The organism is Citrobacter amalonaticus, assembly GCF_018323885.1.
Classification (GTDB): domain Bacteria; phylum Pseudomonadota; class Gammaproteobacteria; order Enterobacterales; family Enterobacteriaceae; genus Citrobacter_A; species Citrobacter_A amalonaticus.
In genome coordinates this window covers 3,583,697-3,598,786 of sequence record NZ_AP024585.1, presented here as the reverse complement: position 1 = coordinate 3,598,786, position 15,090 = coordinate 3,583,697, and the positions used below count along the sequence as shown (strand labels likewise).

General features: G+C 53.8%; 14 protein-coding genes. 2 read left to right on the top strand and 12 right to left on the bottom strand.

Annotated elements, in window-relative coordinates; genetic code table 11:
• Window positions 1-66: 66 nt before the first annotated feature.
• Together gshA and luxS are read left to right on the top strand one after the other, a co-directional pair.
• Window positions 67-1,626 carry a glutamate--cysteine ligase gene (gene gshA, locus KI228_RS17035; RefSeq protein ID WP_044255102.1) on the top strand — a complete coding sequence of 520 codons (1,560 nt, stop codon included), beginning with the start codon at window positions 67-69 and terminating at the stop codon, window positions 1,624-1,626.
• Window positions 1,627-1,774: 148 nt separating this feature from the next.
• Window positions 1,775-2,290 (top strand): S-ribosylhomocysteine lyase, encoded by a 516-nt coding sequence (luxS, locus tag KI228_RS17030; RefSeq protein ID WP_003037312.1) that lies wholly within the window; start codon window positions 1,775-1,777, stop codon window positions 2,288-2,290.
• 41 nt (window positions 2,291-2,331) lie between these two features.
• Here the strand turns inward: luxS and KI228_RS17025 are convergent, their stop codons facing one another.
• From KI228_RS17025 to nrdF, 12 genes are all read right to left on the bottom strand, one after another.
• Entirely contained in the window at window positions 2,332-3,447 is a 1,116-nt protein-coding gene (locus KI228_RS17025; RefSeq protein ID WP_044266597.1) for an ATP-binding protein, read from the bottom strand.
• Window positions 3,444-4,151, bottom strand: coding sequence for an RNA ligase family protein (locus KI228_RS17020; RefSeq protein ID WP_042999622.1), 708 nt, complete (start codon window positions 4,149-4,151; stop codon window positions 3,444-3,446). The genes KI228_RS17025 and KI228_RS17020 overlap by 4 nt, the downstream gene beginning before the upstream one ends.
• 270 nt (window positions 4,152-4,421) lie before the next feature.
• Entirely contained in the window at window positions 4,422-5,960 is a 1,539-nt protein-coding gene (gene emrB / locus KI228_RS17015; protein ID WP_042999623.1) for a multidrug efflux MFS transporter permease subunit EmrB, read from the bottom strand.
• Window positions 5,961-5,975: 15 nt separating this feature from the next.
• Window positions 5,976-7,148 (bottom strand): multidrug efflux MFS transporter periplasmic adaptor subunit EmrA, encoded by a 1,173-nt coding sequence (gene emrA, locus KI228_RS17010; protein ID WP_042999624.1) that lies wholly within the window; start codon window positions 7,146-7,148, stop codon window positions 5,976-5,978.
• A 124-nt stretch (window positions 7,149-7,272) separates the two neighbouring features.
• Complete coding sequence (gene mprA / locus KI228_RS17005; RefSeq protein ID WP_042999625.1) at window positions 7,273-7,803, bottom strand: transcriptional repressor MprA; 531 nt, start codon at window positions 7,801-7,803, stop codon at window positions 7,273-7,275.
• Window positions 7,804-7,893: 90 nt separating this feature from the next.
• A complete protein-coding gene (gene ygaH / locus KI228_RS17000; protein WP_042326037.1) occupies window positions 7,894-8,229 on the bottom strand; it encodes an L-valine transporter subunit YgaH in 336 nt (111 codons plus the stop codon).
• Window positions 8,219-8,956 (bottom strand): AzlC family ABC transporter permease, encoded by a 738-nt coding sequence (locus KI228_RS16995; protein WP_043001836.1) that lies wholly within the window; start codon window positions 8,954-8,956, stop codon window positions 8,219-8,221. The genes ygaH and KI228_RS16995 overlap by 11 nt, the downstream gene beginning before the upstream one ends.
• Before the next feature lie 114 nt (window positions 8,957-9,070).
• Window positions 9,071-10,255 (bottom strand): MFS transporter, encoded by a 1,185-nt coding sequence (locus KI228_RS16990; protein ID WP_061069690.1) that lies wholly within the window; start codon window positions 10,253-10,255, stop codon window positions 9,071-9,073.
• Between the two features lie 195 nt (window positions 10,256-10,450).
• Window positions 10,451-11,446 (bottom strand): glycine betaine/L-proline ABC transporter substrate-binding protein ProX, encoded by a 996-nt coding sequence (proX, locus tag KI228_RS16985; RefSeq protein ID WP_042999627.1) that lies wholly within the window; start codon window positions 11,444-11,446, stop codon window positions 10,451-10,453.
• Window positions 11,447-11,514: 68 nt separating this feature from the next.
• On the bottom strand, window positions 11,515-12,579 hold the full coding sequence (gene proW / locus KI228_RS16980; protein ID WP_042999628.1) for a glycine betaine/L-proline ABC transporter permease ProW: 1,065 nt from the start codon (window positions 12,577-12,579) through the stop codon (window positions 11,515-11,517).
• Entirely contained in the window at window positions 12,572-13,774 is a 1,203-nt protein-coding gene (gene proV, locus KI228_RS16975; protein ID WP_061069691.1) for a glycine betaine/L-proline ABC transporter ATP-binding protein ProV, read from the bottom strand. The genes proW and proV overlap by 8 nt, the downstream gene beginning before the upstream one ends.
• A gap of 355 nt (window positions 13,775-14,129) precedes the next feature.
• Window positions 14,130-15,089, bottom strand: a complete 960-nt coding sequence (gene nrdF / locus KI228_RS16970; protein WP_042999630.1) for a class 1b ribonucleoside-diphosphate reductase subunit beta — start codon at window positions 15,087-15,089, stop codon at window positions 14,130-14,132.
• Window position 15,090 lies beyond the last annotated feature (1 nt).

Genomic DNA, 15,090 nt, shown 5'->3' with positions numbered 1-15,090 from the left:
ATTAGCCTTTAGGTTAACCACTACAATTATGCTAATTAATACGATTTTGACAGGCGGGAGGTCAATTTGATCCCGGACGTATCACAGGCTTTGGCCTGGCTGGAAAAGCATCCTCAGGCATTACAGGGGATACAGCGCGGGCTGGAGCGCGAGACATTGCGCGTGAATGCGGATGGCACGTTGGCGACAACGGGGCATCCTGAAGCGTTAGGCTCAGCGCTGACGCATAAATGGATTACCACGGATTTCGCGGAAGCGCTGCTGGAGTTTATCACACCGGTAGACGGCGATATCCAGCATATGCTGACCTTCATGCGTGACCTGCATCGTTATACCGCCAGAAATATGGGTGATGAGCGCATGTGGCCACTGAGCATGCCTTGCTACATTGCCGAAGGTCAGGACATTGAACTGGCGCAATATGGCACTTCAAATATTGGTCGTATGAAAACGCTGTACCGTGAAGGGTTGAAAAACCGTTACGGTGCGTTGATGCAAACTATTTCCGGTGTGCACTACAACTTTTCACTGCCGATGGCATTCTGGCAGGCGAAATGTGGCGTAGTGGAAGGCGAAGAGGCAAAAGAGAAAATCTCTGCCGGCTATTTCCGCCTGATCCGTAACTATTACCGCTTTGGCTGGGTCATTCCTTATTTGTTTGGTGCGTCCCCGGCGATTTGCGCTTCCTTCCTGCAGGGCAAACCGACCACGCTGCCGTTTGAGAAAACCGACTGCGGAATGTACTACCTGCCGTACGCGACCTCGCTGCGACTGAGCGATCTGGGTTATACCAATAAGTCGCAAAGCAATCTCGGAATTACGTTTAACGATCTCTACGAGTATGTGGCAGGATTGAAGCGGGCGATTAAAACGCCTTCTGAAGAGTATGCGGCAGTAGGGCTGGAAAAAGGCGGTAAGCGTCTGCAAATCAACAGCAACGTGCTGCAGATTGAAAATGAGCTGTACGCGCCGATTCGTCCGAAACGCGTTACGCGTAGCGGTGAGTCGCCTTCAGATGCGCTTCTGCGTGGCGGTATCGAATACATCGAAGTCCGCTCGCTGGATATCAATCCGTTCTCGCCAATTGGCGTGGACGAGCAACAGGTGCGTTTCCTTGACCTGTTTATGGTCTGGTGTGTGCTGGCCGATGCACCGGAGATGAGCAGCAGTGAGCTGCTATGTACGCGTACCAACTGGAATCGGGTGATTCTGGAAGGGCGTAAGCCGGGCCTGACGTTAGGGATTGGTTGTGAAACTGCACAGTTCCCGCTGCCCGAAGTGGGTAAAGATCTGTTCCGCGATCTGAAGCGTGTGGCACAAACGCTGGACAGCATCCACGGCGGAGAGGATTATCAGAAAGTCTGTGACGAACTGGTTGCCTGCTTTGATAACCCGGAATTAACGTTCTCTGCACGTATTCTGCGGTCTATGATTGATACGGGTATTGGCGGTACGGGCAGGGCGCTGGGCGAAGCTTACCGCAATCTGCTGCGTGAAGAGCCGCTGGAAATTTTGCAGGAAGAAGACTTTGTGGCTGAACGTGACGCCTCAAAACGTCGTCAGCGCGAAGTTGAAGCGGCAGATTCGGAACCGTTTGACAGCTGGCTGGCAAAGCAGCAGGCCTGACAGAAAAGAAAAAGGCCACTCGGGAGTGGCCAAAATTTCATCTCTGAAAACAGGGATGATGATAACAAATGCGCGTCTTTCATATACTCAGACTCGCACCGGAACAAAGAGTTCAGTTTATTTATAAAAAATTATCGGAGGTGGCTAAATGCCGTTGTTAGATAGCTTCACTGTCGATCATACCCGGATGGAAGCACCTGCAGTCCGTGTGGCGAAAACGATGAACACTCCACACGGTGACGCCATCACCGTGTTTGATCTGCGTTTCTGCATTCCAAATAAAGAGGTGATGCCGGAGAAAGGGATTCACACGCTGGAGCATCTGTTCGCAGGCTTTATGCGTAATCACCTCAACGGTAACGGCGTCGAGATTATCGATATCTCCCCGATGGGTTGCCGTACCGGTTTCTATATGAGCCTGATAGGTACGCCGGATGAGCAGCGCGTGGCAGATGCATGGAAAGCGGCGATGGCCGACGTGCTGAAAGTTCAGGATCAGAATCAGATCCCGGAACTGAACGTCTACCAGTGCGGTACATATCAGATGCATTCCCTGAGTGAAGCACAGGATATCGCGCGTCATATTCTGGAGCGCGACGTTCGCGTCAACAGCAATGAAGAGCTGGCGCTGCCAAAAGAGAAGTTGCAGGAACTGCATATCTAGTTAGTGCTGTAGCCGGACAGAGGTGGCTCTGTCCGGTTTGTTCACTCATCTCTCACCTGATATTCCACGCAGTGCGCTTCATCAGACTGAGGTACTTCCAGCTTTGACGCCATTCTCATTATAACCGCGTCCGGAACCGCATATTGGCGGTTTGCATTTTGCTGCTTCCATTGCGCCCATGGAACTTCAATGTAGACAATTTTTACCCGTGCACCGTAGGCAGTAAAAAGGTCGATGAGCTGGCTTCGTAGCTGTCGGGTAATATTGGTCGCATTCCAGACAAAAGCCGTTTTTTGTCGCAGCAAAGCCCGTGCATCTTCTTTTGCCTGCTGGACGACGCGACCGGTTGCCGACCTGTCTTCCGGGCTAACACCAAGGCGACGGCGGATATCATCAAGACTTACTACCGGTATGCCGGGACAGTGTTCGCTGATATAGCGATCCTTACCCATTCCGGGCAGCGCACTCATTATAATCACTTCAAAGCTTTCTGTTTCCCAGGGGATGAAATCGGCTGAACTGTTCGAATGCGTCAGATAATGCCAGCGAGCCGCATCGGAAACGAAGTGACGGGCATGTCCCCAGCACTGTTGTTCCTGACAGAAAAGCTCAAACAGGGCGATCCGGTCGAGCATCTCTTCCCTATCCTGACAGCGTCGCCCTTCTATATCGGCACGGGCGAGCAGCGTCAGCAGGCGGGTGTCAATCCGCATAGCCGCGCTAAGCAGCAGGCGCTCAGGGGCGGGACGTTCGAGTAGCCACAACGGCAGTCCGTGCAGGCGAACCAGCGCCGCGATTTGCTCACGCAGAATAAAGGGTGTGGGAATATCTCGCCACAGGATCTGCCGTGTCGTGAGTTCACCTTTGCGCGCATGGCCCAATGACTGGATGCGACCGTGTTCATCACGCTGCGTGGTGCTGCGCTTTTCCACATCGTGTAGCAGCGCCGCAGCCCATAGCAGCTCTTGTTGCTGTGGTGAGCATCGCTGAAAGTCAGGCATGGTTGATAGCGCGTTGAGCACCATTTCAGTATGAATGCCAACGTCACCCTCGGCATGATGGACGGGATCCTGTGGTACATCGTGCATCTCTTCTACCCAGCGGAATTGTTGTCGCAGCGCCGACCAGCTTTTGTCACCAGTAAGCTGCCAGATCATAACTGGCCTCCAAAGGCAAATTCATGGGCCAGACGAGCCCGTCGCCAGTTGCGCTTCCAGTGTTCCGTTGTTTTGACATGATTCTTACGGACAAACTTAAACACTTGGTGGGCGAAATCATCCACAGGAAATTCGTTGCGATTACGGCTCACGATGCCTTCAAGGGTGCAGGGCTGACCGGCCTGGATATCCCATGGGTCGAACGCGCCGCGTCCGTTGGTTAGCGCAAGAAATTCTCGCTGCCACGCTTTTTCATCCTGACCAGGCTGCGGTCCTGGGATTTCCGGGACGCAGGGAAAATCAAACAGCGCGGCATAGAACTGCACTTCTTCCCAGCTTAGCCACATATCCTGGCAGCGGATGGCAAACAGGAAAAAGTCCTGCTCCAGCGCGTGATATTCAATCGAGTGGACGGCATAGAGGTTCTCGCCGAAAAGCTCTAAATCGCCAAGATCGTTTTTTAGCAATTGCCAGCGCTGGCGAATTTTATGCGTCCACGCGGATTGCGTTGGGGCTGCATGAGAGCGGGCAAAAACGCCGTGGCGATTCAGGCAGTTATTTTCACCATCCAGCTTTTCGGTGTGCACCAGTAGAGGAATAACCTGCAAATCTCGCCAGTAGTCGGCGTTGATACGGTCATCGCTAGTAGTGCCGGGGGAGAAAGGATAGTGCCAGGTTCTCCCGTATTTTCGTTGCGTATTCATGATAATTCATTATTTATGTTGTTATAAAGTTACGCCCGCGGGGAGGCGAGTTGTGAGGTTAACGGGTTTAAAGGGATAGTGTGAATTTCACCCATCAAGGCGAGGGTGTAGATAAAGAGGATTGACAACCTGAGCGAAGCGCTCAGAACCGGCTAGTTGTTAATGGAAGTATTTGGGGCGGCGTAAAGATACACCTCTTATGATGATAAAACAACCACCTGCATTTTCAGGCAATAAAAAAGGGATCCGCGGATCCCTTTAAATCAAACCTTAGTGCGCGCCACCACCGCCACCGCCCGCACCAAACGGGGGTTTGGCGAACCAGACCAGACCGAGCAACACCAGGAAGATCCCCGCCGACATCCAGAAGATCTCGTTGGCTGAAATAATCAGCCCCTGATTCGTTATCTGCTGGGCTATCCAGCCAGACGCCTGTTGCTGCGTCATGCCCAGTCCCTGTAGCTGATCGTACATTGCCTGCGCATTCGGGTTATACGGATTCACCGACTCGGTTAACTGTGCATGGTGCATCGATTCCCGGTTGGTCCACATGGTGGTGGTGATCGATGTCCCGATTGACCCCGCCAGCGTTCGCGTAAAGTTAGACAAACTCGATGCCGCCGCCAGACGCTCAGGCGGTAAGCCAGACAGCGTGATGGTTGTTAGCGGCATAAAGAAGCACGCCACCGCGAAGCCCTGAATAAACTGTGGCCAGGCGGAGGCGCCGAAGTCCATTCCCGGTTCAAACGTCCACGCGCGCCAGTAAAAGCAGACGGCATACATAATAAAGCTGAACGTCACCAGCCTGCGCATATCCAGCTTATGGGCAAAGCGGCCAATAATCGGCGACAGGATCACCGGAATAATCCCCACCGGCGCGGACGCCAGACCCGCCCACGTCGCGGTATAGCCGTAAACCTCCTGCAAAAGCTGAGGTAGCAGAACAATAGCCCCGAAGTACAGCATATAAGCCAGACTGATACACAAACAGCCGATGGTAAAGTTTCGCGACTTAAACAGTGAGAGATCGACAATGGGGTTATCGTCGGTAAGCTCCCAGACAATCAGGAAGCTAATGGCGACCACCGCCACCACGGTCAGAATGATGATCTCCTGTGAGGCGAACCAGTCCAGCTCTTTCCCCCGGTCGAGCATAATCTGCAGGCTACCGATCCCAATGACCAGCAACGCCAGCCCGATGGCGTCAATCCGCCGCTGTTCCGTGCGTGTTTCGCGTCCACGCAGGGTTTGCAGCGTCATCAGAACGACGGCAATACCGATCGGCACGTTGATAAAGAAAATCCAGCCCCAGTGATAGTTATCGCTGATATAGCCGCCCAGAATCGGGCCGCAAATCGGCGCGACAATCACTGTCATCGACCACAGCGCCAGCGCGATAGAGCGCTTTGCCGGAGGGTAGTTATTGAGTAGCAGACTTTGCGAAAGCGGGATCAGCGGCCCGGCAACCACCCCCTGAACGACGCGGAAGAAGATCAGCATGTTCAGACTACTGGAGACGCCGCACGCCCAGGAGGCGATGGCAAACGCCACCGTTGACCACATGAAGAGCTTCACTTCCCCAACGCGCTTTGCCAGCCAGCCGGTAATGGGAATCGAGATGGCGTTCGCCACCCCGAAAGAGGTGATCACCCACGTCCCCTGGCTCAGCGATGAGCCCAGGTTCCCGGCGATCGTAGGGATCGCCACGTTAGCAATGGTGGAGTCCAGCACCTGCATGAATGTCGCCAGCGACAGCGCAATCGTCATAATGACGAGCTGCGCGCCCTCCAGCGGTTTTTGCTGTTGCATCACACGCACCTCAGATTAGCCTGCGTTGGCCTGCACAATCTCTTCGATCAGTTTATTGACCGGGGCAAGGCTGATTTCACGGGCGTTACTCTCAGACACCGGCGTAGTGCGCACCTGGCTGGCGAGCACCTGACCGTCGCGGTTCGCGGTATCGACGGTGACGAGCGTCGATAAACCAATCCGCAACGGATGTTGCGCCAGCTGCTGTGCATCCAGTTCGATACGTACAGGTAGACGCTGAACCACTTTGATCCAGTTACCGGTTGCGTTCTGTGCTGGCAGCAGTGAGAAGGCGCTACCGGTCCCCATATCAAGACCGACCACTTTACCGGTGTACTTAACGTCATCGCCGTAGATATCACTGATCACCGTTGCCGGTTGGCCGATGCGCATATGGGCAAGCTGCGTCTCTTTGAAGTTAGCATCAACCCACAGATTGGTGGCCGGAACCACAGCCATCAGCGGCGTGGTAGGGCTGATCTGCGCGCCAGGCTGCACGGCGCGGCGCGACACGTAGCCGGTCATTGGGCTGACGATCTTCGTTCGCTCGAGCGCCAGCCAGGCGTTACGCACTTCGGTGGCGGCCTGTTGGACGGCGGGCTGATCTTCCAGCTTGCTGTCGAGAATCATCGCCTGATTAGCATTGTATTGCTGAATGGCAACATCAAGCTGCGCCTGAGCGCTGGCCACGGCATCCCGTGCGTGTTGCAGCTCTTCACGACCAATCAGATTGGCGTTACCCAGTGGTACGCGACGGTTAAAATCGCTTTGCGCCTGGGCAAGGGCCGTTTTCTGCACCGCAATGTTCGCCTGCAACTGTTTGCTGTTGATCATTAACTGATGCGTCTGACGGACGCTGGAGGCCAGCGCGGTCTTCGCTTTTTCAAATGCCTGTCTGGCATCCGTCTGATCGAGCGTGACGAGAACGTCACCCTGTTTAACAAAATCAGTGTTATCCGCCCAGACTTTCGTCACGCTGCCGGATACCTGTGCCATGATTTGAACCTGGTTCCCTGCCACGTATGCATCATCGGTCTCTTCGACATGACGCAGTACCAAAAACCAATAAATTCCATATGCCACGGCAATAATGATAAAGAGCAAGGTCAGGAGGAGTAGCGTACTTTTACGTTTGCTTTTCTTCTTAACCGGTTGCTGCGGGGTTTGGGTCTCCGCATTTGCGCTCATGTTGTTCTCCACGATCTTATTTTTTCGTCGGCTGAGCCGAGCTGTTTATCAGAAAGGCCAGCACGTTCAGGTGCTGGCCAGTCAGTTTTCTTTGGTAATCTGGATTATTGAGCGAGTCGACGCGTTAGCTCAGCGCCTCAAGGATAGCACCCTCCTGGTCCATCTGATCGAGACGCGTCAGAAGCTTACGAGTGATGTGCTCAAGCTGTTCTTTTTCTGCAGTGTTAAGAGCGGACCACAGTTGATGCAGGCAGTTATGCTGCGGCGGTAATACTTCGCGCAAAAATGCATGGCCTTTATCGGTTAACTGCAGATGCAGGCAACGACGATCGTTGTCGCTTTCATGGCGCTCGATCCAACCGCGCTTTTCCAGCTCATCAGCGATACGTGTCGCGTTAGTACGGGATGATCCCAGGGCACAGCTCAGTTCAGAAGGCTGAATGCTGTGGTTTTCCTGAGACTCCAGCGTAATCAACGCCATAAACAACGTCTCGTTAATCCCTTGAGCTTTCAGCATTTTATTGCGGTTATCCAGCAGTTTTCCTTGCATATGCATGCAAAGACGAGTCAGCAGGATTTCCTGATACGGAAAATCCTCGTGGCGGCTGGCGCGAAATTTTAGCATTTGTTCAATGGGCGTAAACGAACTATCCATTTGGGCATGACCTCATTAATTTCAGCCGATATAGTAACGACAGTGACAAATAAAGTAAATGTATTATTAAATTAAAATGATTTTTCCAACCTATAAAACCGCCAACATTTTCCACGCTAATCCATAGGCCAGAGCACTTAATAGCGTAGGAATGATGATACTGCGCGTTTTATAAAAACTAGCACCCAGTACAGCAAAGCCCACGAGCGTCGGCACGAAGCGACTGGCATCGTGCATGACCTCAGGGGCCGTTGACACAACCAGCAGGGCGCAAATTGATGCAATGCCGATGGTGTCGAGTAAAACGCCGGTTGCACCACGCTTGCCTGGACGGGTATTTCCCATCTTCAGACGCAGCGGTAAATAGCGAAACCCATAATTTACACAGCCGACCAGCAATCCGAGCAGCAGCACCTCATAGCGCATCGGGAACTCCTTGCCAGAAAGCCTGAATTAGCGCGGTCAGACAACCACACACAATCCCCGCCAGAATCGCGGCGGGGATGGAAAACAGCGTCACGCCCGCCAGTGCGCCCGCTAAGGCGGCGGTCACGCACAGGGACTGTTTACGCTGGAATGACGCCAGCAGAAAACTCATAAACAGCGCGGGGAGCATAAAACCGAGCGCCGCTTCGACCGCCGGGAATCCTTTCAATAAACCGCTGCCGGAAAAGGCGCCGAGTACGGTTCCCAGCACCCAGGAGGCCCAGGAGCAAAACGCGATGCCAATCATCCAGTTCTCGCTCCAGCGACGGTTATCCCGCACCAGCTTTGCAGTGGCAGCGGCAAAGACTTCGTCGGTGAGACCAAACGCCCACAGGGCGGTTTTCGGTTTACTGAGTTTCTGGGCGATACGACTGCGCAGGGAAGGACCGTATAAAACATGGCGTACATCCATCGCCATAACGGTCAGGGCGGCAACCCATAATGTGCTGCCTGCGGCGAGCATGGTTGTGATAACGAACTGGCTGGCACCGGCATAAATAATGCAGGAGAAAAACACGCTCTCAACCGGGCTAAACCCGAGACGGGTGGCATTGAGACCAAATGCAAAGGCAACAGGAATATAGCTGATGACGATGGGTAAGCTGTCTTTGAATCCTTCCGCACAGGTAGCCGGAGGGGTATTGGGCAGAGATGCGGGCCTTTCCATAGAGTTTTGCGCGTTATCACCAATGTTAAAATTATCAGGGTTAATAATCTCTATCACCTTAACAGACTGGGGGGCTCCTTAACACCCTCAGGAGCCCAAACGCTTGCCGGGCGCTTAAATTGCAGCGTCTTGTCGGTGAAATCCTCGCCACCAGACCAGCAGGTTCAGTACGGCAACGGTCGTCCCTGCCAGACAAACGCCCAGCCATCCGGCATGCTGCCAGGCCGAGGCGGAGATCAATGACCCTGCTGCCCCGCCGATAAAGTAACTGGTCATATACCCGGCGGTCAGACGGTTTCGGGCCTCCGGATACAAACGGTAAATCACCGTCTGATTAGTGATGTGAACCCCCTGAACGGTAAGATCCAGAACCAGAATCCCCACAATCAGCGCCAGCACTGAGGTGTGTCCCAACCAGATAGCGAGCCAGGAAAACAGCAATAGCAGCAGGCCATAGGTTGTGGTGAGGTGAGAATGTCCTTTATCCGCAAAACCGCCAGCCGGACGCGCGCCGAGTGCACCAGCGGCACCCGCCAGCCCAAACAGGCCAATCATCCCTTCAGAATAGTTAAACGGCGGGGCGGCCAGTAAAAAGGCCATTGACGTCCAGAGAATGCTGAAATTGGAGAAGGTCAGGCAGCCCAGCAGTGCCCGCGTGCGCAGCAGTTTATCGCGGGTAAACAAACTGAATACCGAACCCAGCAACTGCGGGTAGTTCAGGTGGGTGTCTGACTTCACCTTTGGCAAGCCGCGCCACAGCGCGATAGCCATCAGCGCCATCAATACGGAGGCGACCCAGAAGACAGTGCGCCAACCGCCGAGATTCGCCAGCAGTCCCGCCACGGTTCGCGCCAGCAAAATGCCCAGCAGCAGGCCGCTCATGATGGTCCCGACCACTTTGCCGCGTTTATCCGGCGTGGCAAGCGTCGCCGCCAGCGGCACCAGAATCTGTGCAACCACGGAAAAAAGTCCGGTCAGCGCCGTACCGAGGATCATCATCGCCAGCGACTGACTGCTGGCGGTAATCAGCATCCCGCCCGCCGCCAGCAGCGTCATGGAGACGATCAGCGTCCGGCGTTCAAACATATCGCCAAGCGGAACCAGAAACAGTAAACCGGCGGCGTAGCCAAGCTGAGCGGCGGTGACGATAAACCCCGCTGAACTGGCAGAAAGTAAGAAGTGGCGTGCGATGGTTTCGAGCAGTGGCTGTGCATAATAGTTGCTGGCGACGGCCAGACCGGTAGCCACTGACATGAGAACGATCAGTGCCGGGCTCAGCCCGTGAGAGGTTTTTGTCATTATGTTCGCAATCGTGAGTCAGGTGATGATTTCTTTGGGAATCAATCATAGCGGACATTTATGAATGTTGGGGATTTGTTGCGTGCCGGATTGTGCGATCAGGGGAGGGAACGGAGGGAGCAGGCCGGGAACCGCGTTCCCGGCTATCGTATGCCAGATAAGCGCATCGCGCGCCATCCGGCATTCAGGAGGCAATTACTTCTGCGCCGCCAGCGCGTCGTTCACCCAGCCGTCAAACTGCTGCTGGTGGGCTTTGATCCAGCCGTCAACATGACCCTGAACGTCAGCTTCCGACGCTTTGCCCTCATGCATCATCGCGTTTTGCGCGTTAATGTCCGCCAGCGGCAGTTTCATGATGGCAAACAGTTTCGCCGCCGCCGGGTTTTTCTCTGCCCAGGCCTTGTTGGCAACGATGTGCATGGTGTTTACCGGGAAGCCATAGTTCGCGCCATTCGGCAGTTTAGTATCGATATCTTTCTGTTCGCCCGGCAGTGAGGAGAACGGCACCTGTAACCAGACCACATCTTTACCTGGCTTCATCACGTCGCTCACCCAGTAAGGCGTCCAGGTGTAATACAGAATTGGTTTACCTTCTTTAAAGCGGGTGATGGTATCGGCCATCATCGCTGCATAGTTACCGTGGCTGACGTCGACGGTTTTTTCCAGATCAAACGCTTTGTTCTGGTGGTTAATCACCGCTTCACAGCCCCAGCCTGGTGAGCAGCCCATCATGTCCGCTTTACCGTCGCCGTTGGTGTCGAAGATTTTAGCGATGTTGGGGTCTTTTAACTGGGCGATATTAGTGATTTTGTACTGCTCAGCGGTTTTCTTATCGATCAGGTAACCCTGCGCAGCCCCGGTGACGAATGTGCCTTCGCGGTAAAACTTCTTGTCCCCGCCTGCCGCAGAAAACATATCGTCGTGCAGCGGTTGCCAGTTGACGGCGGTAAAGGTAGCGTCACCGGAGGCAATAGAGGTGTAGCCCACGTTATAGTCGACTTCGCTCGGTTTATTGACGGTGTAACCCAATTTCTCCAGCGCGCGGCTCACCAGCAGCGTCTGAAAGGTTTCTTCGGTGATGGTGCTCTGTACCGGTTGGACGGTAATGCCTTTGCCTGGCAGGTCGGCAGCGAAAGCGCTGGTAGAGACAAGGGTGGCAAACGCTGTGGCAATCATGATTTTCTGTCGCATCGTTGTTCCTTAATTATTGGAGGGACGTGTAGGCCCGGTAAGCGCAGCGCCACCGGGCAACAGGTGAATTACTTAATGAAAGGGCGCGTAACGAGCCCGACAGGACCGGTGGTGTACCAGCGACGGTTACCGCGGCTGCGTGAGTCGCGACCCACGGCCTGAGTCAGACGATCCAGAATGATGGCGAGGATCACAATGCCGACCCCGCCGACGGTGGCCAGTCCCATATCGAGACGACCGATACCGCGCAGTACCATCTGGCCCAGACCACCGACGGCAATCATGGAGGCGATCACGACCATCGAGAGCGCAAGCATGAGCGTCTGGTTGACCCCTGCCATAATGGTGGGCATCGCCAGCGGTAACTGAACTTTGAACAGCATCTGACGCGGACTGGCTCCAAATGAACGTGACGCTTCGATCAAATCAGCCGGAACCTGGTTAATCCCAAGGATCGTCAGACGCACAATCGGCGGCAACGCAAAGATGATCGTCACGACCACCCCCGGCACGTTGCCAATACCGAACAGCATCACAATTGGCACCAGGTAGACGAACGCCGGCGTTGTCTGCATGGCGTCGAGCAGTGGACGAACGATCTTCGCCGCCCGTGGGCTGCGCGCCAGCCAGATCCCCATCGGCAGGCCGATTACCACGCAGAACAGCAGGGCGGTCAGCACCAGCGCCAGCGTAATCATCGCCTGCGACCAGGCGCCGATCGCGCCGATGGCAATCAGGGAAACAAGTGTTGCAACGCCCATCCCGACGCCGGAAATCTGCCAGGCGATCAGGGCGAAAACGACGATCGCTACCGGAGCCGGCATTCCCAGCAGCAATTGCTGAAAACCGTTAAGGATGTAATCCACCGGCACACGAATGCCCTGGAAGACGGGACGAAAATGGGTAACCACCCAGTCGATCCCTTCAGTGACCCAACTGTCGAGCGGGATCAGCGTCTTATGGAACGGATCCATAATGTTGAAATGTTCTGGTGCTGGCGCAGGTGCGCTGGTCAGCCAGTCTGCGCTGCCGCTATCGGCAGGCGTCCCGGACGGCGTGCTCCAGGCGTCAGCGGATGGTGCGGCGCTCTCAGCCGCTGGTGCGGTATCCCACGGATTAGATTGATCAGCCATTGTTTGTCCCCTCGCGATCTAAAGCCTGTAGCAGCATGCGTTTTGAAATAATGCCTACATACTGTTGTTCCTCATCGACAACCGGCACCGCGCACGGCGCTTGTCCGACATGAGAGAGCAGCTCGCTAAGTGGGGTTTGTGCATCTACGGCCAGCGGCTCGTCGATTAACGCCCCTTCAATGCCCTGAGCCTGACCTAATGCCGCTTTTAATGAGTCGATGGAGACCACGCCAACAAACTTATTGCCGCGTTCGATGACGTAACCGTATTCCCGATCTTCGTCCTGTAATAATTTCAGGGCTGAACGGGGGCCAAAGCCCGGCGTTTTACGAATCAGTCCCACCGGGCTACGGCGGGCAATATCTTTCGCGCTAAAGACCTGGCTAATATCGACGCCACGGAAGAAGGTACGCACATAATCGTTCGCCGGATTATTCAGAATTTCATCCGGTGTACCGACCTGAACCACTTCGCCATTTTGCATAATGGCAATTCGGTCGCCAATACGCATCGCTTCATCAAGGTCGTGGGAAATAAAGACGACGGTGCGCTGATGTTTCGCCTGCAGTTTCACCAGTTCATCCTGCATCTCGGTACGAATTAAGGGATCGAGCGCAGAGAAGGCTTCATCCATTAATAAGATGTCAGGGTTAATGGCTAATGCTCTGGCGAGACCGACACGCTGACGCATGCCGCCGGAAAGTTCATCCGGGTAGCCGTGCGCATAATTTTCAAGTCCCACCTGGCGCAGGGCATCCAGCGCTTTTTCGCGACGTTCCTCAGCACTTACACCGGCTAATTCCATGCCGAATGCGGTATTGTCCAGAACGGTCATGTGCGGCATCAGCGCAAATGACTGGAAGACCATCGCAATCTTTTTTCTGCGCACCTCGAGGAGTTCGGCATCCGATATTTTGGCGATATCGACGCCGTCGATCAGTACCTGTCCGCGGGTGGGTTCAATCAGGCGATTGAGAAGGCGTACCATTGTGGATTTACCCGAACCGGATAATCCCATGATGACAAATATCTCGCCTTCTTCAATGGCCAGACTGGCGTCTTTAACGCCAAGCGATAGCCCTGTTTTTTCCAGAATTTGTTCTTTCGAAAGTCCTTTTTCAATATATTTGAAGGCGCGCTGTGGATGCTCTCCAAATACTTTATATAGATTTTTCACTTCTAATTTAATTGCCATGCAATAGAAAGATTCCTGTTATTTATTTATGTCGATATGATACCTGATAGAAATAGTCACCTTTTTCTACCCTAACATACTGAGAATCTGAGACAACCCTGAATGCGATATGAGGGGAAATAGAGAGGAAGGCAAATTGCCGGGACTTCCCATGATATAAGGGCTGAGAGCAAACCACGGCCGGTGAATATTTTTTGTAAGGACCACTGGAAAGGCGCCTGAATTTCGAAAATTCAGGCGAATATGACAACAGCTATTGAGTGTAGAACACCCTGAAATAGTTGGGTGAGTAAAACGTGATCTGCTTAAAATATTAACGTAAATATTGTAATGATATTCCCTATATTAATTTGTGTTAAAAATTCCAGTCTTCGTCTTCTGTTTCGACGGCTTTACCCATTACGTATGACGATCCTGAGCCAGAGAAAAAGTCGTGGTTTTCGTCGGCGTTAGGCGAAAGCGCAGCAAGTATCGCCGGGTTCACCTCCGCCATTTCCGCCGGGAACAGCGCCTCATAGCCCAGGTTCATCAACGCCTTGTTGGCGTTGTAGCAAAGGAACGCATTGACATCCTCTGCCCAGGCGGTGTCGGCATACAGTTCTTCGGTATAACGGACTTCGTTATCGTACAGTTCCATCAGCAGCTCGAGGGCAAAATCCTTCAGCTCGTCACGCTCGGATTGAGAGCGTTTTTCCAGTCCTTTCTGGTATTTATAGCCGATGTAATAGCCATGAACCGCTTCGTCACGAATGATTAGCCGGATCAGATCGGCGGTGTTGGTGAGCTTACCGCGGCTGGAGAAATACATCGGCAACCAGAAGCCGGAATAGAACAGGAAGGATTCCAGAAACACACTGGCAATCTTCTTCTTTAAAGGGTCGTCGCTGGCGTAATGCGCGAGGATAATCTGCGCCTTTTGTTGTAACGGCGCATTTTCTTCGCTCCAGGCATAAGCGGCATCGACATCTTTCGTCTGGCACAGCGTAGAGAAGATGGAACTGTAGGAGCGGGCGTGCACCGCTTCCATAAAACTGATGTTCGACAGCACCGCCTCCTCATGCGGTGTCAGGGAATCTGCCATCAGCGACGGGGCTCCGGCGATATTCTGGATGGTGTCGAGCAGCGTCAGGCCGGTAAAGACGCGGATGGTCAGCTGCTGCTCGGCGGCGCTCAGGTTTTGCCACGCTGGAATATCGTTAGACAACGGTACTTTCTCCGGCAACCAGAAGTTGCTGGTCAGGCGGTTCCACACTTCGAGATCTTTGTCGTCCTGAATCTTATTCCAGTTGATGGCGCTCACGCGTGATAATGTCATA